This window comes from Georgenia muralis (genome assembly GCF_003814705.1).
Lineage (GTDB): Bacteria > Actinomycetota > Actinomycetes > Actinomycetales > Actinomycetaceae > Georgenia > Georgenia muralis.
The window spans coordinates 2,010,140-2,029,284 of sequence record NZ_RKRA01000001.1 but is presented as its reverse complement, the minus strand read 5'-3'; the positions used below and the strand labels follow the sequence as shown (position 1 = coordinate 2,029,284).

18 protein-coding genes and 1 tRNA gene are annotated in these 19,145 nt (G+C 72.0%); 10 read left to right on the top strand and 9 right to left on the bottom strand.

The genetic code is table 11. From position 1 onward, the window contains the following. Window positions 1-75 precede the first annotated feature (75 nt). Both EDD32_RS09015 and EDD32_RS09010 read right to left on the bottom strand, forming a co-directional pair. Entirely contained in the window at window positions 76-2,127 is a 2,052-nt protein-coding gene (locus EDD32_RS09015) for an acyl-CoA dehydrogenase family protein (protein WP_123916795.1), read from the bottom strand. Window positions 2,128-2,216: 89 nt separating this feature from the next. Beyond that, window positions 2,217-2,855, bottom strand: a complete 639-nt coding sequence (locus EDD32_RS09010) for a hypothetical protein (RefSeq protein WP_246006054.1) — start codon at window positions 2,853-2,855, stop codon at window positions 2,217-2,219. A 202-nt stretch (window positions 2,856-3,057) separates the two neighbouring features. Here EDD32_RS09010 and EDD32_RS09005 point away from each other — a divergent pair, with 202 nt between their 5' ends. Together EDD32_RS09005 and EDD32_RS09000 are read left to right on the top strand one after the other, a co-directional pair. Beyond that, window positions 3,058-3,888: a transglutaminase-like domain-containing protein gene (locus EDD32_RS09005; protein ID WP_123916793.1), complete on the top strand. Its 831-nt coding sequence runs from the start codon at window positions 3,058-3,060 to the stop codon at window positions 3,886-3,888. A gap of 17 nt (window positions 3,889-3,905) precedes the next feature. Beyond that, window positions 3,906-4,922: a magnesium and cobalt transport protein CorA gene (locus EDD32_RS09000; RefSeq protein WP_123916791.1), complete on the top strand. Its 1,017-nt coding sequence runs from the start codon at window positions 3,906-3,908 to the stop codon at window positions 4,920-4,922. 12 nt (window positions 4,923-4,934) lie between these two features. On the opposite strand, the gene EDD32_RS08995 is transcribed toward EDD32_RS09000, so the two are convergent. Together EDD32_RS08995 and EDD32_RS08990 are read right to left on the bottom strand one after the other, a co-directional pair. Further along, window positions 4,935-5,378 (bottom strand): type II toxin-antitoxin system PemK/MazF family toxin, encoded by a 444-nt coding sequence (locus EDD32_RS08995; protein ID WP_123916789.1) that lies wholly within the window; start codon window positions 5,376-5,378, stop codon window positions 4,935-4,937. Between the two features lie 53 nt (window positions 5,379-5,431). Further along, window positions 5,432-6,523 carry an IS630 family transposase gene (locus tag EDD32_RS08990; protein ID WP_123916189.1) on the bottom strand — a complete coding sequence of 364 codons (1,092 nt, stop codon included), beginning with the start codon at window positions 6,521-6,523 and terminating at the stop codon, window positions 5,432-5,434. 183 nt (window positions 6,524-6,706) lie between these two features. Here EDD32_RS08990 and EDD32_RS08985 point away from each other — a divergent pair, with 183 nt between their 5' ends. Beyond that, a complete protein-coding gene (locus EDD32_RS08985; RefSeq protein ID WP_123916787.1) occupies window positions 6,707-8,767 on the top strand; it encodes a PhoX family protein in 2,061 nt (686 codons plus the stop codon). Window positions 8,768-8,866: 99 nt separating this feature from the next. Here the strand turns inward: EDD32_RS08985 and EDD32_RS08980 are convergent, their stop codons facing one another. Beyond that, the gene (locus EDD32_RS08980) at window positions 8,867-9,733 is read right to left on the bottom strand and encodes a lipase family alpha/beta hydrolase (protein WP_123916785.1); all 867 of its coding nucleotides are present in this window, start codon (window positions 9,731-9,733) and stop codon (window positions 8,867-8,869) included. Between the two features lie 182 nt (window positions 9,734-9,915). Beyond that, a complete protein-coding gene (locus EDD32_RS08975) occupies window positions 9,916-10,872 on the bottom strand; it encodes a LacI family DNA-binding transcriptional regulator (protein WP_123916783.1) in 957 nt (318 codons plus the stop codon). 146 nt (window positions 10,873-11,018) lie between these two features. On the opposite strand from EDD32_RS08975, the gene EDD32_RS08970 reads away from it, so the two are divergent. From EDD32_RS08970 to EDD32_RS08945, 6 genes are all read left to right on the top strand, one after another. Continuing rightward, the gene (locus tag EDD32_RS08970; RefSeq protein WP_123916781.1) at window positions 11,019-11,840 is read left to right on the top strand and encodes an ABC transporter permease; all 822 of its coding nucleotides are present in this window, start codon (window positions 11,019-11,021) and stop codon (window positions 11,838-11,840) included. Next, the gene (locus EDD32_RS08965) at window positions 11,837-12,634 is read left to right on the top strand and encodes an ABC transporter permease (protein WP_123916779.1); all 798 of its coding nucleotides are present in this window, start codon (window positions 11,837-11,839) and stop codon (window positions 12,632-12,634) included. Before EDD32_RS08970 ends, EDD32_RS08965 begins: the two co-directional genes overlap by 4 nt. Beyond that, window positions 12,631-13,638, top strand: coding sequence for an ABC transporter ATP-binding protein (locus tag EDD32_RS08960; RefSeq protein WP_123916777.1), 1,008 nt, complete (start codon window positions 12,631-12,633; stop codon window positions 13,636-13,638). Before EDD32_RS08965 ends, EDD32_RS08960 begins: the two co-directional genes overlap by 4 nt. A 44-nt stretch (window positions 13,639-13,682) precedes the next feature. Beyond that, window positions 13,683-14,789: an ABC transporter substrate-binding protein gene (locus EDD32_RS08955; protein ID WP_123916775.1), complete on the top strand. Its 1,107-nt coding sequence runs from the start codon at window positions 13,683-13,685 to the stop codon at window positions 14,787-14,789. A gap of 131 nt (window positions 14,790-14,920) precedes the next feature. Next, the gene (locus EDD32_RS08950; RefSeq protein ID WP_246006053.1) at window positions 14,921-16,033 is read left to right on the top strand and encodes an adenosine deaminase family protein; all 1,113 of its coding nucleotides are present in this window, start codon (window positions 14,921-14,923) and stop codon (window positions 16,031-16,033) included. 51 nt (window positions 16,034-16,084) lie between these two features. Continuing rightward, a tRNA-Lys gene (locus tag EDD32_RS08945) sits at window positions 16,085-16,157 on the top strand. A gap of 120 nt (window positions 16,158-16,277) precedes the next feature. Here EDD32_RS08945 and EDD32_RS08940 read toward each other — a convergent pair. The 3 genes from EDD32_RS08940 to EDD32_RS08930 are packed head-to-tail and all read right to left on the bottom strand — an operon-like array spanning window position 16,278 to window position 17,888. Further along, window positions 16,278-16,856 (bottom strand): GyrI-like domain-containing protein, encoded by a 579-nt coding sequence (locus tag EDD32_RS08940; RefSeq protein ID WP_123916773.1) that lies wholly within the window; start codon window positions 16,854-16,856, stop codon window positions 16,278-16,280. Between the two features lie 32 nt (window positions 16,857-16,888). Next, the gene (locus EDD32_RS08935) at window positions 16,889-17,260 is read right to left on the bottom strand and encodes a nucleoside triphosphate pyrophosphohydrolase family protein (protein WP_123916771.1); all 372 of its coding nucleotides are present in this window, start codon (window positions 17,258-17,260) and stop codon (window positions 16,889-16,891) included. After that, window positions 17,253-17,888: a TetR/AcrR family transcriptional regulator gene (locus tag EDD32_RS08930; RefSeq protein WP_123916769.1), complete on the bottom strand. Its 636-nt coding sequence runs from the start codon at window positions 17,886-17,888 to the stop codon at window positions 17,253-17,255. Before EDD32_RS08930 ends, EDD32_RS08935 begins: the two co-directional genes overlap by 8 nt. 184 nt (window positions 17,889-18,072) lie before the next feature. Here EDD32_RS08930 and EDD32_RS08925 point away from each other — a divergent pair, with 184 nt between their 5' ends. Then, window positions 18,073-19,092: an LLM class flavin-dependent oxidoreductase gene (locus EDD32_RS08925; protein ID WP_123916767.1), complete on the top strand. Its 1,020-nt coding sequence runs from the start codon at window positions 18,073-18,075 to the stop codon at window positions 19,090-19,092. Window positions 19,093-19,145: the final 53 nt, after the last annotated feature.

The window sequence follows — 19,145 nt, the reverse complement described above, 5'->3', positions numbered from 1 at the left end:
CCGGGCCCCGCAGGCGCGCACGGACGGGCCGGCCGGCGCGGGGCCGGCCGGCCCGTCCGGGCTCATCCGGACGCCCTACCGGGGCGCCGCCGCGGCGGCGCCCGCCCCGCCGAGCACGTCGGCCACCGACGTGACGCCGCCGGGCACCTCGAGCATGCGCCGCGAGACGTCGGGCGCCCGGGCCGGGCCCGGGGACGCGTCGGCGATCCAGGGACCGGTGCCCTCGGAGAGGTCGACGATCCCGGCCTCGGCCCACGTGTGCGTGCCGTCGAGGACCTCCTTGGCGAGCCGCTCGTCGTCGGCGTCGGTGTTGGCCCACAGCTCGTCGAAGAGCCGCTCGACCTCGAGCCGGGACCGCCTGCAGTACGCGCCGGCGAGGCGCTGCGCGGCCCGGCCGACCGCGGGCGGGTCGTCCTCGAGCTGCATCTGGGACCGGGTGCACACCGCCGTCATGGCGAACAGCTCCGCCCCGATGTCGACGATCCGGCCGAGGAAGCCCTGCTTGTGCTCGAGACCGCCCTGCCACCGCGCCATCCCGTAGAACGTCGACCGGGCCAGCCGGCGCGAGGACCGCTCGACGAAGCGCAGGTGCGTCGCCAGCGGCCCGTACTCCCCGTAGGCGCCCGGCCGCTGGCCCTCCCCGGTGAGCAGCCCGGGCAGCCAGCCGGCGTAGAACGCCGCCGCGCGCCCGGCCGCCCCGGCCCTCACCCCGAGGGAGGCCTCGGGGTCGACGAGATCGCCGGCCACCGCGAGGTGGGTGTCCACCGCCTCGCGGGCGATGAGCAGGTGCATGATCTCGCTGGAGCCCTCGAAGATCCGGTTGATGCGCAGGTCCCTCAGGACCTGCTCGACCGGCACCGCCCGCTCGCCGCGGGCGGCGAGGGAGTCCGCCGTCTCGAAGCCCCGGCCGCCGCGGACCTGGACGAGGGCGTCGGCGACCTGCCACGCCTTCTCCGAGGCGTAGAGCTTGGCCAGCGCCGCCTCGATGCGGATGTCGGTGTCGCCCGAGTCCGCCAGGTGCCCGGCCAGCTCGACCACGGCCTCCTGGGCGTACGTCGTCGTCGCGATGAAGGCGATCTTGTGGGCGACGGCGGCGTGCTCGCCGACCCGCCGGCCCCACTGCACGCGCGCCCCGGCCCACTCGCGGGCGATCTTCAGGCTCCACTTGCTCGAGCCCACGCACAGCGCCGGGATCGACAGCCGACCGGAGTTCAGCGTCGTGAGGGCGATCTTGAGCCCCATGCCCTCACGCCCGATGACGTTGGCGGCCGGGACCCGCACCTGGTGGAACCGGGTGACGCCGTTCTCCAGGCCCCGCAGGCCCATGAAGGCGTTGCGCCGCTCGACCGTGATGCCGGGGCTGTCGGCCTCGACGACGAACGCGGTGATGCCCCCGGGGTGCCCCTCGGAGCGGGGGACGCGCGCGAGGACCACGAGCAGCTCGGCCACCACGCCGTTGGTCGACCACAGCTTGACCCCGTCGATGACGTAGTCGCCGTCGTCGGTGGGGGCGGCGGTGGTGTGCAGCCGGGCCGGGTCGGAGCCGACGTCGGGCTCGGTGAGGAGGAACGCGGAGATCGCGCCCGCCGCGCACCGCGGCAGGAACCTCTGCCTCTGCTCCTCCGTGCCGAACTGCTTGACCGGCTCGGGCACGCCGATGGACTGGTGCGCGGAGACGAGCGCGCCCAGGGCCGGGCTGGCCGTACCGAGCACCATGAGCGCCCGGTTGTAGTGGACCTGCCCCAGCCCCAGCCCGCCGTAGGCGGCCGGGACCTTGATGCCGAAGGCACCCAGGCGCGCCAGGCCCTGGACCACCTCGTCGGGGATGCGGGCGTCCCGGTCGATCGCCAGGCCGTCCACGTGCTCCCGGACGAACTCCTCGAGGGTGGCCAGGAAGGCCTCGCCACGACGGGCGTCCTCGGGGGCGGGGCGCGGGTGGGGGGTGATGAGGTCGGGCCGGAACCGGCCCAGGTAGAGCTCCTTGGCGAAGCTCGGTCTGCTCCAATCGCTCTGCCGGGCCTGTTCGGCCACCTTGCGTGACTCGCGCTCGCTCACGTGTGCCGGGCCGTCCGCCCGCACACCGGTCCGCGCGGCTGTCGTGTCGGTGGGTCGCACCGTCGCAGCCATGCTGCCTCCCGTCGTCGTTGCCGGTACTGGCAGTATCACCGACACGGGGGCGGGCCGGAAGGGGGCGGCTCGGTCGAGGTGGGCGTTCCTCAGTCCAGGTGGCCGTTGCGGTGCAGCTCGGCCGCCTCCTCGAGCTCCTCGGCCGTGGTGAGCAGCGCCGACGCGCGGCGCGTGACCTGGAAGGCGAGCTCGTCGTCGTCCTCCTCGATCCAGTCGGCGTCCATGGCCGAGCCGGTGGCCAGCACGCGCAGGAAGGCCGAGGCCCGCTCGAGCGCGACGTCGAGGTCACGCTCGAACAGGCCCGAGAGGACCTTGTCGACGACGTCGCTGACCTCCTCGGGTCCGGGCGGCGAGGCGACGCCGGCGACGACGCCCGCGACCTCGGCCCGCTGGAGGCCGAGCCGGTAGCGCTGGGAGACCGTGTCGGGGTCGCGGCGCACCCACTCGCGCAGGAGGTACAGGCGCCACAGCGTGCCCGGCAAGGTGGTGTGCGGGCTGCGCGACCACAGCACGGCGATCTCGTCGAGGCCCTCGCGGTCGACGAGGGTGACGAGCCGGCGCACCAGCTCGGGGTCCTCGTCGGCGCCCTCGCGGCCGCCGTGGACCAGCGCCTGAGCGGTGGTGTGCGCGACGTCGGACCGGGTCGCCGGGTCCTCGTCGCCCTCGATGAGCTCGGCCTGGATCGGGTCCAGCATCGCCGGCCGTCGCGGTACGCGCCTGTCGCTCATCGTGGGTCCCCTCCCTCGTGGCCGCCACCGCCGGCCGGCGGTGGCGCAGCCGGTGGCCGGCCTGGCGCGATTCTCCACCACCGGGCCCGGGCGCGCAGCCCCCATGTCGCGGCGCACGACCCGCCCCGGTGGCCGGCTCCGCCCGGGACGTCGCGCGAGGACCTCGTCCGCGACCGCCCGCCCGCGGCCCTACGCTTGGCCGGTGCGCCGCAACGTCTCCTCCCGCATCACGCTCACCACCTCGGCCGGGGCCGCAGAGCTCGAGCTGATGGTCGCCGTCGCCCGGATCCCGGGGCTGGACATCGACGAGGAGCTCTCGGTCACCCTCGACGGGACGGCCCTGTTGCCGATCGAGCACGTGGGCCGGCACAAGGGCGTGGTGCACGTCCTCGACCTGCCCGCCGGGACCCCGGCGGGGCAGACCCTCGAGATCGCCTACCGCGCCCGGGTCGACGGCGAGGGCGCCGTGCCGCACCCCCCGCTGGCCCAGGAGCGCACCGAGCTGTTCACGTACCGCCGGCCCTCGCGCTACGCCGAGTCCGACCGGCTGCGCCCGCTGGCGCTGTCGGAGTTCCGCGGGCTGAGAGGGTGGGACCTCGTCACGGCGGTCTCGTCGTGGGTGGGCACCCAGCTGTCCTACGTGCCGGGCTCGAGCCGCGTCACCGACGGCGCGGTCGAGACCTTCCTCGCCCGCCGCGGCGTGTGCCGCGACTACGCCCACCTCGTCGTCGCCCTCCTGCGCGCGCTCGATGTGCCGGCTCGCGTGGCGGCCGTCTACGCCCCGGGTCTGAGCCCCATGGACTTCCACGCCGTCGCCGAGGTCTGGGTGGACGAGGACTGGCACGTCGTGGACGCCACGAGCCTCGCCCCGCGCGAGACCCTGCTGCGCATCGCCACCGGCCGTGACGCCGCCGACACCGCGTTCCTCTCGAGCTACGGGGCGTCATTGCGGCTCACCCGCCTGAGCGTCAACGCCACCGTGGCGGGCGATCTGCCCGCCGACGACCTCGACGAGATGGTCCGGCTCTCCTGACCGGCACGGAGGCAGCCATGGGCATCGTGGACAACGCCGTCTACGTCGACGGCGAGCGTCACGCCGAGCCGGAGTCGCTCGACGTCACGTACGACCTCATGCGCCTGCGCGGCGGGATGGGCTGGATCGGGCTGTACCGTCCCGACGCGGCCGAGATCAGCTCGATCGCCGCGGAGTTCGGCCTCCACGAGCTCGCCCTGGAGGACACGGTCTCGGCGCACCAGCGGCCCAAGATCGAGCGCTACGGCGACGTGCTGTTCACCGTGCTGCGGCCGGCGCGCTACCTCGAGGACGACGAGCGGGTGGAGTTCGGGGAGGTCCACGTCTTCACGGGGCCGGACTTCGTCGTCACGGTCCGGCACGCGGAGTCCCCCGACCTCGCGCGGGTGCGCCGGCGCATGGAGCAGAGCCCCGAGCTGCTGAGGTTGGGCCCGGAGGCGGTGCTCTACGCGATCCTCGACCAGGTCGTGGACGAGTACGCCCCGGTCGTCGCCGGGCTGCAGAACGACATCGACGAGATCGAGGACGAGGTCTTCGGCGGCGACCCCGACGTCTCGCGGCGTATCTACTCCCTCTTCCGTGAGGTCATCGAGTTCCAGCGCGCCACCCAGCCCCTCGTCGGCATGGTCGAGGCGCTCCAGGGCGGCTTCGACAAGTATGGCGTGCACGACGAGCTCCAGCGGCGCCTGCGCGACGTCACCGACCACGCGGTGCGCGTCACCGAGCGCGCCGACGCCTTCCGGGTGCTCCTGCAGAACATCCTCACGGTCAACGCCACCCTGGTCGGCCAGCGCCAGAACGAGGAGACCCAGCGCCTGACGGAGACCTCCCTGGAGCAGAACGACGTCGTCAAGCGCATCTCCGCGTGGGCCGCCATCCTCTTCGCCCCGACCCTGGTCGGCGGGATCTACGGCATGAACTTCGACCACATGCCCGAGCTGCACTGGTCCCTGGGGTACCCGCTCGCCCTCGCCCTCATGGTCGCGACGTCGGTGACGATGTGGGCGGTGTTCAAGCGCAAGGGCTGGCTCTGAGGCGTGCAGCGGTCAGTTCGAGGCTCGCCGCACGTCCGGCGGCAGCTGCGCGCTGACCTGCGCGTACCACCGCACCAGTCCCTCACCCGGAACCCCCGCCCGACGGCGGAACGCCGATCGCGGCAGATCGCGGGATCGAAGGTCCACCCAGCTGGCGCGGCGTAGGCCGACGACGCCGGCCGGCACGCGGAGGTGGTCCCGCCGCGCGCTCCGGTCCTGTGACGTGAACCGTGCGACCGTGCACCGGCGACCGTCGACCGCGAGCACGAGGACGGGCCGGTCCTTGCTGCCCCCGCCATCGCCGAAGGGGACCTCGGCGAACCAGATCTCGCCCGGCCGCGGCCGGGCGTGACGCACCCACCGGGCGAGGAGCAGGGCGGCCAGCAGGGCACCGACGGCGATGATCAGGAGGGGCTCCTCGGCTACCGCACCCGTCAGCATCTCGAGCTCGGCCATCGCTTCCTTCCTGGCTCCCAGCACTCTCCGGACGGTCGTACGTGCCGGCCAGGCTAGTGTCCTGCGCCGGTAGTCCGTTGAAGAAGTCGTTTCAGTGATTCGAGGATCTGTTCGGCGGTCTTGGTCCAGATGAACGGCTTGGGGTCATCGTTCCAGGCTTTGACCCAGTTGCGGATGTCGGCCTCGAGGGCCTGGACGCTGCGGTGGTCCGAGCGCTGGAGCAGGTCGGCGGTGACGTAGGCGAAGAACCGCTCGACCTGGTTGATCCAGGACGAGTACGTCGGGGTGAAGTGCATGTGGAAGCGCGGGTGCGCCTGAAGCCAGCGGTTGACCGTGGGGTGCTTGTGGGTGGAGTAGTTGTCGCAGATCAGGTGGACGTCGAGGTGGTCGGGAACCTCGGTATCGATCTTGGTCAGGAACTTCTTGAACTCCACCGCCCGGTGCTTACGGTGCAGGGAGGAGATCACGGTGCCGTCGGCGGTGTTGAACGCGGCGAACAGGCTGGTGGTGCCGTGCCGGACGTAGTCGTGGGTGCGCCGCTCGGGCATCCCGGGCATCATCGGCAACGCCGGCTGGGACCTGGCCAGTGCCTGGACCTGGCTCTTCTCGTCCACGCACAGCACCACCGCGGACTCCGGCGGGTCGAGGTAGAGCCCGACGACGTCGTAGACCTTCTCCACGAACAGCGGGTCGTTGGAGAGCTTGAACCCCTCCTCGCGGTGCGGCTTGAGCTCGAACGCCTTCCAGATCCGCCCGATGGTGGACCTGCTCAACCCGGTGCGCTCGGCCATCTTCGCCCGCGACCAGTGCGTGGCGTTCTTCGGTGTCGACTCCAGCGTGGCGACCACGACGTCCTCGACCTGCTCGGCGCTGATCGAGGCCGGCCGCCCCGGGCGCGGCTCGTCCGCCAGCCCGTCCAGCCGCAGCTCGACGAACCGGGCGCGCCACTTGCCCACCGTCGCCGCCGCGCACCCCAGACGGGCGGCCACCGACTTGTTGTCCAGCCCCTCCGCGCAGGCCAGGACGATCCGCGAGCGCAGCGCCAACGCCTGGGCGGACTTCGCCCTGCGCGACCAGCGCATCAGCTGCTCACGCTCCTCAGCAGTGAGGACCAACTCGGCCTTCGGGCGCCCAGATCGCGACATACCCCATTCTACGACTTATCCCGTGAATTTATGGTGTACGACACTAGCGGCGCGCCTCGCCCCCGACGGGCCCGCCGGCACCGTGCCGCGACGGACCACTGATGTTCACGGCACGTTCATCCCCCGGAACCCGGGGCTTCCTAGCGTGGGGGTGTTCACGAGGACCACCTCCCGAGGAGTGCCATGACCGTCACGCCCACGCGCCGCTTCCTTCCGCTGCTGTCCAACCACGGCGGGAACCGCTCGTCGCTCACCTGCCGCTTCCGGTGCGGCGACGCCTGCTTCCACGACGTGCCCAACACGTCGGGCAACGACTACTTCGGCGACGTCGCCGCCCGCGCCTTCTCCCGCCGCACCGTTCTCAAGGCCGGCGCCGTCATCGCCGCCGCCGGTGCGGTGGCCACCTCCGGCCAGGAGCAGGCGATCGCCGCCCCGGCCGTCACCGGCGGGCCCGACGGCGCCCCGGGCCTGCGCTTCGCCCCGGTCGCACCGAACACCGCCGACGCGGTGACCGTCCCCGGCGGCTACCTCTCCGACGTCGTCATCCGCTGGGGCGACAAGCTCTTCTCCGACGCCCCCGACTTCGTGCCGGGCGAGTACACGGCCGCGGGCCAGCAGCGCCAGTTCGGCTACAACTGCGACTACCTCGGCCTGCTGCCGCTGCGTGGCCAGGACGAGCTCCTCATGGTGGCCAACCACGAGTACACCGACGAGGTCCTCATGTTCCCCGGGTACGACGGGGAGAACCCGACCCGCGAGCAGGTCGAGGTGGCGTGGGCCGCACACGGCCTCTCGCTCGTGGCGGTGACGGCCGGGCGGCGCGGCCGGCGCTCGGGCGCGCTCGACCCGGTCGTCGACCACCCGCTCAACCGCCGTTTCCACACCGGCAGCCCGTTCGAGCTGACCGGCCCGGTCGCCGGTGACGCCCTCGTGCACACCGCCGCCGACCCCGCCGGCCGCACCGTCCTCGGCACGCTGAACAACTGCGCCGGCGGGCTCACCCCGTACGGCACCTGGCTCACCGCCGAGGAGAACTTCAACCAGTACTTCGCCAACGCCGACGCCGTCACCGACCCCGAGACGCGGGAGCGGCTGCGCCGGTACGGCCTGCCGGTCGGCGCGAGCGGGCGGAAGTGGGAGCGGTTCGACCCCCGGTTCGACCTCGCCCAGGAGCCGAACGAGGCGAACCGCTTCGGTTGGATCGTCGAGGTCGACCCGTACGACCCCGCCTCCACGCCCAGGAAGCGCACCGCGCTCGGCCGGTTCAAGCACGAGGCCGCCACCACGACGATCACGGCGGACGGGCGCCTCGCCGTCTACATGGGCGACGACGAGCGGTTCGACTACTTCTACAAGTTCGTCTCCACCGACCGCGTGGTCGAGGGCGACGCCGCGCACAACGCCGCGCTCCTCGACCACGGCACCCTGTTCGTCGCCCGGTTCACCGGCGACTCCCCGTCGTCCGAGATCGACGGCACCGGGACGCTGCCCGCCGACGGGGAGTTCGACGGGACGGGCGAGTGGATCCCCCTCGTCACGTCCTCGGGTGACGCCGCCGTCTCACACGTCCCGGGCATGACCGGCGTCGAGGTCCTGCTGTTCACCCGACAGGCCGGCGACGCGGTCGGGGCGACGAAGATGGACCGCCCCGAGGACGTCGAGCCGAACCCGGTGACCGGCCTGGTCTACCTGGCCCTGACGAACAACTCCCGCCGCACCGCCGCCCAGGTGGACGAGGTCAACCCGCGGATCGGGAACAAGCACGGCCACGTCGTCGAGATCGCCGAGGCGGGCGGCGACCACGCGGCCGGGGCGTTCACGTGGCGGATCTTCCTCCTCGCCGGGGACCCGGCGGACCCCGCGACGTACTTTGCCGGGTTCGACAAGTCCCAGGTCTCGCCGATCTCCTGCCCCGACAACGTCGCCTTCGACAAGTACGGGAACCTCTGGATCAGCACCGACGGCAACGCGCTCGGCAGCAACGACGGCCTGTTCGGGGTGGCGGTCGACGGCGAGCACCGTGGCCAGGTCAAGCAGTTCCTCACCGTGCCGTTCGGCGCGGAGACCTGCGGCCCGTGGATCGACGACGACCGGGTCCTCGTGTGCGTCCAGCACCCCGGCGAGACCGACGGCTCGACGTTCGAGTCCCCGAGCTCCCACTGGCCCGACGGCGGCGGCTCCATCCCGCGGCCGTCGGTCGCGGTCGCGTGGCGGGCCGACGGGAAGAAGATCGGGCACGCCTGACCGTTACCGGCCGTCCCTGACGGGACGGCCGAGCGTGCAGGGGCGCCTCGCCGTCGCGAGGCGCCCCGGCCCCTCCTCTGGGGCGGCCGCGGTCCGGCGTCAGCCCACCGGCACGCAGCTCGGCTGGTAGGCCGGGTCCGCCGGGCCGTCGGTCTCCAGGGCGTTGAGGACCAGCTGGTGCACGACCGGGTCGTTCGGGGTCTGGTCGTGCTCGATGGGGTCGAGCGGGCACTTGTCCTGGATGAGGATGTTGGTCACCTGGTCGGCCGGGCCGTCGAGGAACTGGCTCTCGTACGGGGTGACCACCTCGTCGTACCGGGTGGAGATCACGGTGTAGTCCGGGCCGCGGACGGTGTCGCCGTCGGCGTTGAGGGTCTGCATGAACTCCGAGCCGGCGAGCTGGTCCTGGCACGCCGGGCAGGCCGGGTTGTCGACGGTGCTCGCCGTGGTCACGATCTCGCCGTCGAGGGCGACGATGAGTCCCTGGGTGCCGTGGCTGGAGGGCGCGATGCCGACGAGGTCGTCGACCTTCTTCGCCCCGCCGAGCAGGTGCATGTAGTAGCGCGGCATCATCCCGCCCTGGCTGTGCCCGACGATGTCGACCTTCCTCGCGCCCGTGGCACCGAGGACGGCGTCGACGAAGGGGGCGAGCTCGCGGGCGGAGTCCGCCACCGGGCCGGTGGCGTCGTTGCCGTAGTTGAGGGCGTAGACGCAGTACCCCTCCTGCTGGAGGTAGGGCGCGAGGGTCGACCAGTTCTTGAGCATGTTCTCGAAGGTGCCGTGGACGAGCACGACCGGCTCGGGGTGCTCCGGGCTCGGCGCGCAGCTCCAGTCGTTGGCGCCGGGGGGCGGGACGTCGGTGACGGCGCCGCCGGCGGGCGCGGCCGCGGCGACGGCCCCGGCGAGGGCGGTGGCGGCGACGGCGAGCGCCGCCCCGAGACTCTTGGTCCTCCTGGTCGAACGCATGGGTGCTCCTTCGTCTGTCGTCGTTGTCAGAACCGGGCGAGAGGCGCCCGGCGGATGCAGGGACGTTAGGTGAGACTTCCGGTACCGGCAACCGGAGACGCCGCGGTCCCGCCCCCGTCGGGGGCACCCACACTGGGGGACCGTCAGCGCGTCTCGGGGCACCGCGGGGCCGGGCGTACCGGTCAGAGCCCGGGTCGGCTCACCCGGACCGGCAGACGAACGCGCTGGTCGGAGGTGGCGCCCGGACGGTCGATCAGCTCGAGCAGCTCGGCCATCGCGGTCCTGCCCAGCTCGGCGCCGTCGACGTCGATCGCCGGCACGTCCGTCATCCCGAGGGCGTCCACCACGTCGGCCTGGAGGGTGACGACGACGTCGCCCGGGACCGCCCGTCGCGCGGAGTGCAGACCGAACATCACGCCCAGCCCGATCGGTGTCGCGTACGGCACCACGGCGGTGGCGCCCACCTCGAGGACGTCCGTCACCGCAGCGATCCCTGCGGCGAACGTGGCCGGGTGCGGACCGAGCACGACGAGCTCGGCCCCGCGGGCCGCCCCGCGCACGGCTGCGGTGCGCTGGGCGTCCTGCCACGACCCCTCGGGACCTCCGACGTAGGCGATCCGGCGGTGCCCGGCGGCGACGAGGTGGGCGACCACCGAACCGAACGCCGTCGCCGTGTCGGCGACGACGGAGGACAGGCCGGGGATCTCCCGGTCGACGAGGACCGTGGGCTTGAACGACGCCACGGCTCGGACGGTGTCGTCCTCGGCACGGGGGGCCAGCACGAGCATCCCGTCGACCTGCCGGGCGAGCCGTTCGACGGCCGTGACCTCACCGACGCCCTCGAGGGCGTAGACGGCGATGGTGATCTGCATGTCCGACGCCGCCGCGCGCTCCTGGGCGCCCGCGACGATGGGCGCGAAGAAGAGGTTCTCCAGGGTGGGGACGACGATCGCGACGATGGAGGTGCGTCCCCGCGCGAGGGAGCGCGCCGCACGGTTGGGGACGAAGCCGAGCGATCGCGCGGCCTCGGTCACACGCAGCACGGTGCCCGGTGCGACCAGCTCGGGCCGGCTCAGCGCCCGCGACGCCGTCGCCTTGGAGACCTTCGCCAGGTCCGCGACGTCCGAGAGCGTGGCCATGGCCTACCTCGACTTCCTGTTCCGGCCCGGAACGCGTCCCGCTCGGTGAGAGGGGGGTGACGCGCGCCCGGAGCGACCGCTATGGTCCACCGTAACCGGTTCCACAACCGGTTACATCAGACATGCCGGACACATCGGAGATGCGGATGCGGACAGGTAGACAGGGCCTCCTGCTGGTACCGGGCCTCGTCGTGCTGCTGGCCGGCTTCCTCGTCCCCTCGGTCCTCATGCTGCTCGCACCACCCGACGTGACCACGGCCGAGGTCTTCGCCCGCCTCGGGCGCATGCTCACCGACCCGTACGACCTGCGGATCATCGGGCGCACGATCGGCCTCGGGCTGATCGTCACGGTGCTGTGCATCGTCCTCGGGTTCCCGCTCGCGTACCTCCTCGCGCGCTCGACCTCACGCTGGGCGGGACTCCTGCTCGCCCTGGCGATCTTCCCCCTGCTGCTGAGCAACGTCGTGCGGACCTTCGGCTGGCTGGTGATCCTCGGTTCCAACGGCGTCATCGGTCAGCTCCTCACCGGCCTCGGGCTGGTCGAGACCGCCCCGCAGCTTCTCTACACCGAGCTCGCGATCGTCCTTGGCCTGACCCAGCTCTTCCTGCCCCTCGCGGTCATCTCCTCCTACTCCGCGGTGGCTCAGGTTCCCGCCGGTCTCGACGACGCCGCCCGCGGCCTGGGCGCCGGCCGGACGCGCACGCTCTGGGACGTCGTCATCCCCCTGTCGGGGCCGGGGCTGATCGTCGCGGCGACGCTCGTGTTCGCCGGCTCCGTCACCGCGTACACCACGCCGTACCTCCTCGGCGGGTCACGGCAGCGCATGCTCTCGACCCAGCTCTTCTCCTACTCCAGCGTGACCCTGGACTGGGCCGCCGCCTCGGCGACGGCGCTCATCATGACGGTGCTCGTCTTCGCCGTCTCGGGGCTCGCCACGCTGGCCGGACGGAAGGGGGCGACGTCGTGAGCACCCGGCACCCGGTCATGGCGGCCCTCGCGGTCCTGGCCTACGTCATCATGATCGTGCCGATCCTGTTCGTGGTCGCCACCTCGTTCACGGCCGGCGGCACCCTGCGCTTCCCACCCGACGGGTTCTCCCTGCGCTGGTTCGGTGCCGCGCTCGAGTACGAGCCCTTCATGGGGGCACTGGTCTCGAGCCTGCAGCTCGCGGCGCTCGCCACCGTCCTCGCCCTGCTCCTGGGCGTGCCGGTCGCACTCGCGATCCACCGGGGGCGCATCCCCGGCAGGAACCTCGTCGAGGGACTCTTCCTCTCCCCGCTCATCGTGCCCGAGCTGGTGGTCGGGCTGGCCCTGTACCAGCAGCTGATGATCGGTCTGGGCCTGGCGAACTTCCAGACCCTGCTCATCGGTCACACGGTCCTGATGTTCCCGTACGCCGTCCGGGTGACCGGCGCCTCCCTGGCCCTGGCCGACCCCGCCCTGGAGGAGGCCGCCCGGGGGCTGGGCGCATCCCCCCTGCGCACGTTCCTCACGATCACCCTCCCGCTGCTGCGGCCCGGGATCTTCTCGGCAGGGCTCCTCAGCTTCATCACCTCGTTCAACAACGTCCCGCTCTCCCTGCTGCTGCAGACCCGCCACTTCCGGACGCTGCCGGTGACGATGCTCGACTACGTCCAGCAGAGCTACGACCCGATGGTGGCGGCGACCTCGACACTCCTGCTCGCCGGGACGGTCGTCGTCGCCCTCGTGGCCGAGCGCACGGTGGGCTTCGCCAAGATCTTCGGAGGTATCAACCGATGACCGTCGCTGCAGAGCTGATCGGCGTGAGCCAGCAGTTCGGGGACTTCACCGCCGTCGACGCCATCGACCTCGACATCCCCGAGGGCAGGTTCACCACGCTTCTCGGGCCGAGCGGCTGCGGGAAGACGACGACCCTGCGGATGATCGCCGGCTACCTCACCCCGACCTCGGGCACGATCCGCATCGGCGGCGCCGACGCCACCCGGACGCCGCCGGAGAAGCGTGACCTCGGCATGGTCTTCCAGTCCTACGCCCTCTTCCCCCACATGACGGTGGCGGACAACGTGGGCTACGGGCTGAAGCTGCGGCGCGTGCCGTCGGGCGAGCGCCGGACCAGGGTGATGGAGACGCTCGAGCTGGTCGGCCTCGCCCACCTGGCCGACACGCGGCCCAAGAAGCTCTCCGGGGGGCAGCAGCAACGGGTCGCGCTCGCCCGCGCCATGGCCATCCGGCCGCGGCTCATGCTCCTCGACGAGCCGCTGTCCAACCTCGACGCCCGCCTGCGGCTCCAGATGCGTGCCGAGATCCGGCGGATCCAGTCCGAGACGGGGCTGACCGTGATCCTCGTGACCCACGACCAGGACGAGGCGCTGGAGATGTCCGACGAGATGGTCCTCATGCAAGGTGGCAGGATCATGCAGCACGGCGCCCCCCAGGACGTCTTCCCTGCGCCGGCCAACCGCTTCGTCGCCGACTTCCTCGGCTACGAGAACTTCCTCACCGCGCGCGACGGCACCACCCTGACGGTGCGTCCCGAGCACCTCGGCGTCGTCGCCGGCGCCGACGGCGCCGCGCCCGCGGGCATCCTCGCCCTGCCGGGCACCGTGACCGACGTCGCGTACCGCGGCGTCGACATGCTCGTCACCGTCGCGGCCGTCGACCCCTCCGGCGCGACCGTGACCCTGCTCAGCGACGTGCGCGCCGCCGAGGCCGGGCGCGTCGAGGCGGGTCAGCCCGTGTCGGTCACCGCGCCGGAGTCCCGCCTCGTCGCACTCGCCGACTGAACCTCACCAGCAGGCCGCCACGGCCACCACGAAAGGAACCGCCCATGGTGCGATCCGCACGTCACACCGTCCGAGCGGGTGCCGGCCTGACGGCCGCCACCCTCCTCCTCGCCGCCTGCTCCGGCGGTGAGACCGAGCCGGCCGACGGGACCGGCGAGACCGGCGAGGCCGCCACGGAGGCCGGCGGCACGATCGTCGTCAGCACGTTCCCGTTCGGCGTCGAGGAGTTCCAGGAGGCCGTGTTCGACCCGTTCACGGAGGAGACCGGGATCGAGGTCGAGGTCGAGACCGGGTCGAACGCGGACCGGCTCTCCCAGCTCACGCTCGCCGGCGGGGACCCGGGCGTCGACGTCGTGCTGATCTCCGACTACTACGCCGCGCTGGGCCAGGAGGAGGGCATCTTCCAGGAGGTCACGGCGGAGGACGTCCCCGCCATCGACGACATCGCCGAGTTCGCGACCGAGGACGCCTACATGGGCCCGGCGTACAGCTACCAGCTCAACGGGACCCTGTACCGCACCGACGAGCTCGACGCCGAGACCGCTGCCGACTGGGAGATCTACGGCGACGACGAGTACGCCGGCCGGGTGGCCCTGCCTGACATCTCCGTCACAGCTGGCCAGCTCATGGTCTCCGGTGTGGCCGACGCCTACGGGGACGGTCCCTACGACGTGGAGACCGCGTTCGAGACCCTCGCGGGCTGGGCGCCCAACGTGCTGCAGTTCTACACGTCCTCCACCGAGGTGACGAACCTGCTCACCCAGGGCGAGATCGTGGCCGCCGACGCGCTCAGCGGCTTCGCGACCAACCTCGTGGCAGCCGGTGAGCCCATCGCGTGGACGCCGCCGGCCGAGGGCCGGTACATGGCCACGAACCGGGCCATGGTCCCCGAGGGTGCGCCGAACGTCGAGGGCGCGCACGCGTTCATCGACTACCTGCTCTCCGCCGAGGCCCAGACCGCCTCTGCCGAGCTGGTCGGCGACCTCCCGGTCAACCCCGAGGCCACCGTGCCCACGACGATCGAGGACGTGGTGGGCGACATCGCCGCCGACCCGATCGCCGCCGGCTACGCCACCCTCGACCCGACCGAGCTCGTCCCGACCCGGGCCGAGTGGGTCGACCGGTTCGCCCGCGAGGTCAGCTCGAGCTGAGCACGCCCGGCCCGGCCCGGCCCGCGCGACCGCGCGGTCCGGGCCGGTCCCGCCGTCCACGCCGCCCGTCGCCTCGCCGCCCGCTCGTCGCCTCGCCCCGCCGCCCGAAGAACAGGACGTCTCGAACCACGATGACCAGCCCCGTACTGCACGACCTCCTCGACCGGATGCCCAAGGTCGACCTGCACTGCCACCTCATCGGCACGGTCCGGGGCAGTACCTTCGCCGAGCTGGCCCGCCGGGAGCGACTCCCGCTCCCCGCGACGCCCGAGGAGATCTATGCCGGGGTGAACTCCCTGCCGCCCGACCCGGCGCTCTACCTGGACACCCGCATCCCGGTACCGCAGGGGCGCAGCGCCGACGAGCCGGCCGTCTCCTACTCCCTGTTCCAGGTGTCGGGCTGGGTGACGCAGGTCCTCCGGCACGCCGACGACCTCACCCGCATCGCCTACGAGGCGTTCGAGGACGCGCACCGCACGAGCAGCACCCGCCACCTCGAGGTGTCCTTCGATGCGGTGCCCGAGCACCTGAGCTCCCTCGGCTACGCGGGCATGGTCGACGCGCTCGCCGACGGGGTTCGCGCTGCCGAGCGAGACTTCGGCATGACCGGCCGGCTCATCGCCGCGATCGACCGCAGCGGCACCGGCGAGGCGGCTCTCGACCGGGTGCGAACCGTCGTGGACAACCCGCACGAGTACGTCGTCGGGATCGGCCTGGACAACCTCGAGACCGCGGGTCCGCCCGAGCGCTTCGCGGCCGCGTACGCCCTGGCGGGGGAGGCGGGCCTGCGCCGGACGGCGCACTCGTCCGAGCACGCACCGCTTGCGGTGAACACGCTCACCTGTCTCGACGTCCTCGGGTGCGACCGGATCGACCACGGCTACTTCGTGCTCGAGGACGACGACGTCGTGGCGCGCCTGCGCGACGAGCAGGTCCCGTTCACCGTCATCTCCACCACCTCTCGCCGGTCGTGGAGGCCGTGGCGACGGGCGTCCATCGCCGCGATGATCGAGGCCGGCCTCAACGTCATCCCGGCCTCGGACGACCCCGGCATGTTCCCCACCACCCTTGCCGCCGAGTACCGGATCCTCGCCGATGAGCTCCACGTGCCCGTGGAGCGGCTCACCGCGATGGCCCTGGCCGGGGTGGACGCCTCATGGCTGCCCGACGCGCAGAAGGCCGATCTCCGGCGACGGTTCGTGGCGGAGATCGCCGAGCTCCAGGGCACGGTCCCGAGCCGGTGACTGCCTGGCATACTTCCGTAGCGGGCTGGACCGGACACCGGACAGGCCCCTGGGCCTCTAGCTCAATCGGCAGAGCAGCGGACTTTTAATCCGCGGGTTGTGGGTTCGATCCCCACGGGGCCCACCCCCACGGGGCCCCCTCGCGGGGAAGAGGTCCAGCCTGGGCCCGGGCGACGGCGTCCCGGTCCCATGCTGACTGTGCGTCCCGGACAACGGAGGTCGTGCGCCCTCCCAGCGGCTCCGGTCAAGCCACGGGGTCGCGCAGGATCGTGCGCAGCGTGTCCTGTGGCGTGGTGCGCGTGAAGGCGTCGAGATGGATCTCGTGGTGAGGCCCGCTGCGACGGACACGGCGCCCTCGGGCGTGGTTGCCGAGCCGCTCGAGCGTGGCGTACTCCTCGGCGAACGGCCCGTGGTGCATGACCTGGACGACGTCCTGCTCGGGCAGGGAGAACACGGCTATCTCGTCGGAGGTCCTGTCCGCGGCGCTCACCGCCCGGGTCCTGGCGGTATCGACGTCCGTCTGGGTCGTCGCTGCCGGGACCTTGGAGAGGACCCTGTAGCGCAAAGACGGGATGGGGTTGACGCTGTAGAAGTCAGCGATCTCCACCGGGGTCGATCCCTCGGGGTACCAGTACTGGATCTCCACCACCGGCGACGCCTCGGCGTCGTTCAGCTCGCGCGCGATGTCGGTGACCAGCGACTTCTTCCGGTAGAACTCGTCGGTCCCCGGCGCCCCGCCGCCCAGGACGGAAACATAGGTCACCGGGGGCGTCCGCACGTGCTCGGGGTCATCCGCGGCGCAGAGGTGCTCGGTGGGCTTCATGGTGGCGGCTTCTCCTTGTGGATTCGGGGTGGTCAGCCGTGTGCGGCTGCGGCCGGGTCGGTTCGGGCGATGGTCGACTCCAGGCCGGTGCGGATTCGGCCCATCGTCCGAGTGAAGGCCTCGTCGATGTCGATGCCCAGCTTGTCGGCCAGGACGAAGGTCCACCACATCGACTCGGCGAGCTTGTGCTCCAGCTCCGCACGCGGGTCGCGGTCGATGCCCCAGGTGCCGTCGTGAGCGAGCAGCAGGCGGCCGATGTAGCCGACGTCGTTCGCGAAGCCGATCTGCAGCTCGTGCAGGGACCAGGTCTTCCCGTTGAGTCTCTCCTCCAGGTTCTCGTAGAGGGCTCGGACGGCAAGGGCCTGCTCGCGGGCTGCGGCGAGGGAAGGCGGCGAGTCAGTCATGGGTGTTCTCCTTCGGGGTGACGGGTTCGGTTCCGGTGGCGCGGCCAGTGGGGAACACGGCGACGGCTCGGCGGGCAATGGCCTCCAGTGAGCCACGCGGGGTTCCGTCGGCCGCGCGGATCGCGAAGCCGCTGGAGAGGGTGATGAGGAGTCCGGCGAGCTCGTCGGGGTCGGCTTCTGGGGGGAGGTCTCCCTCGGTGACCGCACGTCGGAACCGCTGGGCGAACCGTTCGTGGATGTCTGCGCGGTTCTCGGCGAGCATGGAGAACTCGTTGGAGCCCCCCGGGACGACGGCGGCCTGGACGGACAGACAGCCAGGAGGGTAGTCAGGCCTGGTCACGGCTCGGGCGTTACCGACGAGGAACGCCTCCGCACACTCCCGTGCGGTGGGCCGTGCGAGAGCGGCGTCGACGTACCCCATGTTGCGCTCGACGTACCTGCGCAGTGCGGCATGGAAGAGCTGGGCCTTGTCACCGAAGGCGGCGTAGATGCTGGGCTTGTTGACCCCCATCGCGGTGGCCAGCGCAGCGAGGCTGGCACCTTCGAAGCCATGGCGCCAGAACACCTCGACGGCAGCATCGAGCGCACGTTCGGTGTCGAACGCTCGCGGTCTGCCGACTGCCCCCACGACTGGCTCCTCAAGGGATCTAGTTTCTTACCGCTTGGTACACAACCATCGTGCCACACGTGCGTCGACTGAGGGAAGTGGCGGAACGGGCCAAGGGACTGCTCCCCCCTCGGTGTCAGCCCTCTGTTCCCGTCGTGCGGTCGTCGCGATGGAATGCCGGGCGAGGGAGGACGTTGTCGTACCTGTGAAACGCATCGGCTTCCTCTCCTTCGGTCACTGGACCCCGCACCCCCAGTCCGCGACCCGGTCCGCCTCCGACGTGCTGCTGCAGTCGATCGACCTCGCGGTCGCGGCCGAGGAGGCGGGGGCCGACGGCGCCTACTTCCGGGTCCACCACTTCGCCAGGCAGCTCGCGTCCCCGTTCCCGCTGCTGGCGGCCGTCGGGGCACGGACCAGCCGCATCGAGATCGGCACGGGCGTGATCGACATGCGCTACGAGAACCCGCTCTACATGGCGGAGGACGCCGGGGCGGCCGACCTCATCTCCGGCGGACGCCTCCAGCTCGGCATCAGCCGTGGCTCGCCCGAGCAGGTGATCGAGGGCTACCGGCACTTCGCCCACCACCCCGCCGAGGGTGAGAGCGACGCCGACATGGCACGACGCCACACCGCCCGGTTCCTCGAGGTGATCACCGGCGAGGGCTTCGCCGAGCCCAGCCCGCGACCGATGTTCCCCAACCCGCCGGGTCTGCTCCGGGTGGAGCCGTACTCGGAAGGTCTGCGTGAGCGGATCTGGTGGGGCGCCGGGAGCCGGGCCACGGCCGAGTGGGCCGGGACCCAGGGGATGAACCTCATGAGCTCGACGCTGCTCACGGAGGACACCGGCGTACCGTTCCACGAGCTCCAGGCGGAGCAGATCCGCCGGTTCCGTGATGCGTGGCGCGCCGCCGGGCACGCCCACGAGCCACGGGTGTCGGTGAGCCGCAGCATCTTCCCCCTCGTCACCGCCGAGGACCACGCCTACTTCGGCCTGGAGCGGCGCAGCACCGACCAGGTCGGCATGCTGGAGGGCGGGCGAGCGACGTTCGGGAAGACGTACGCCGCCGAGCCCGACGAGCTGGTCCGCCGGCTCGCCCAGGACGAGGCGATCGCGGAGGCCGACACGCTCCTGATCACCGTGCCGAACCAGCTGGGCGTCGACTACAACGCTCACCTCCTCCGTTCGATCGTCGAGGACGTCGCGCCGGCCCTCGGCTGGCGCTGAGCAGGCGCTCGAGGCACGTGGCCGCGTCCTCGCGCGTCGGGATCTCGCGCCGG

Coding starts and splice junctions, on each gene's coding strand:
- EDD32_RS09015 (WP_123916795.1), bottom strand. CDS start 2,127: ATGGCTGCGACGGTGCGACCCACCGACACGACAGCCGCGCGGACCGGT.
- EDD32_RS09010 (WP_246006054.1), bottom strand. CDS start 2,855: ATGAGCGACAGGCGCGTACCGCGACGGCCGGCGATGCTGGACCCGATC.
- EDD32_RS09000 (WP_123916791.1), top strand. CDS start 3,906: ATGGGCATCGTGGACAACGCCGTCTACGTCGACGGCGAGCGTCACGCC.
- EDD32_RS08995 (WP_123916789.1), bottom strand. CDS start 5,378: ATGGCCGAGCTCGAGATGCTGACGGGTGCGGTAGCCGAGGAGCCCCTC.
- EDD32_RS08990 (WP_123916189.1), bottom strand. CDS start 6,523: ATGTCGCGATCTGGGCGCCCGAAGGCCGAGTTGGTCCTCACTGCTGAG.
- EDD32_RS08985 (WP_123916787.1), top strand. CDS start 6,707: ATGACCGTCACGCCCACGCGCCGCTTCCTTCCGCTGCTGTCCAACCAC.
- EDD32_RS08980 (WP_123916785.1), bottom strand. CDS start 9,733: ATGCGTTCGACCAGGAGGACCAAGAGTCTCGGGGCGGCGCTCGCCGTC.
- EDD32_RS08975 (WP_123916783.1), bottom strand. CDS start 10,872: ATGGCCACGCTCTCGGACGTCGCGGACCTGGCGAAGGTCTCCAAGGCG.
- EDD32_RS08970 (WP_123916781.1), top strand. CDS start 11,019: ATGCGGACAGGTAGACAGGGCCTCCTGCTGGTACCGGGCCTCGTCGTG.
- EDD32_RS08960 (WP_123916777.1), top strand. CDS start 12,631: ATGACCGTCGCTGCAGAGCTGATCGGCGTGAGCCAGCAGTTCGGGGAC.
- EDD32_RS08955 (WP_123916775.1), top strand. CDS start 13,683: ATGGTGCGATCCGCACGTCACACCGTCCGAGCGGGTGCCGGCCTGACG.
- EDD32_RS08950 (WP_246006053.1), top strand. CDS start 14,921: ATGACCAGCCCCGTACTGCACGACCTCCTCGACCGGATGCCCAAGGTC.
- EDD32_RS08940 (WP_123916773.1), bottom strand. CDS start 16,856: ATGAAGCCCACCGAGCACCTCTGCGCCGCGGATGACCCCGAGCACGTG.
- EDD32_RS08935 (WP_123916771.1), bottom strand. CDS start 17,260: ATGACTGACTCGCCGCCTTCCCTCGCCGCAGCCCGCGAGCAGGCCCTT.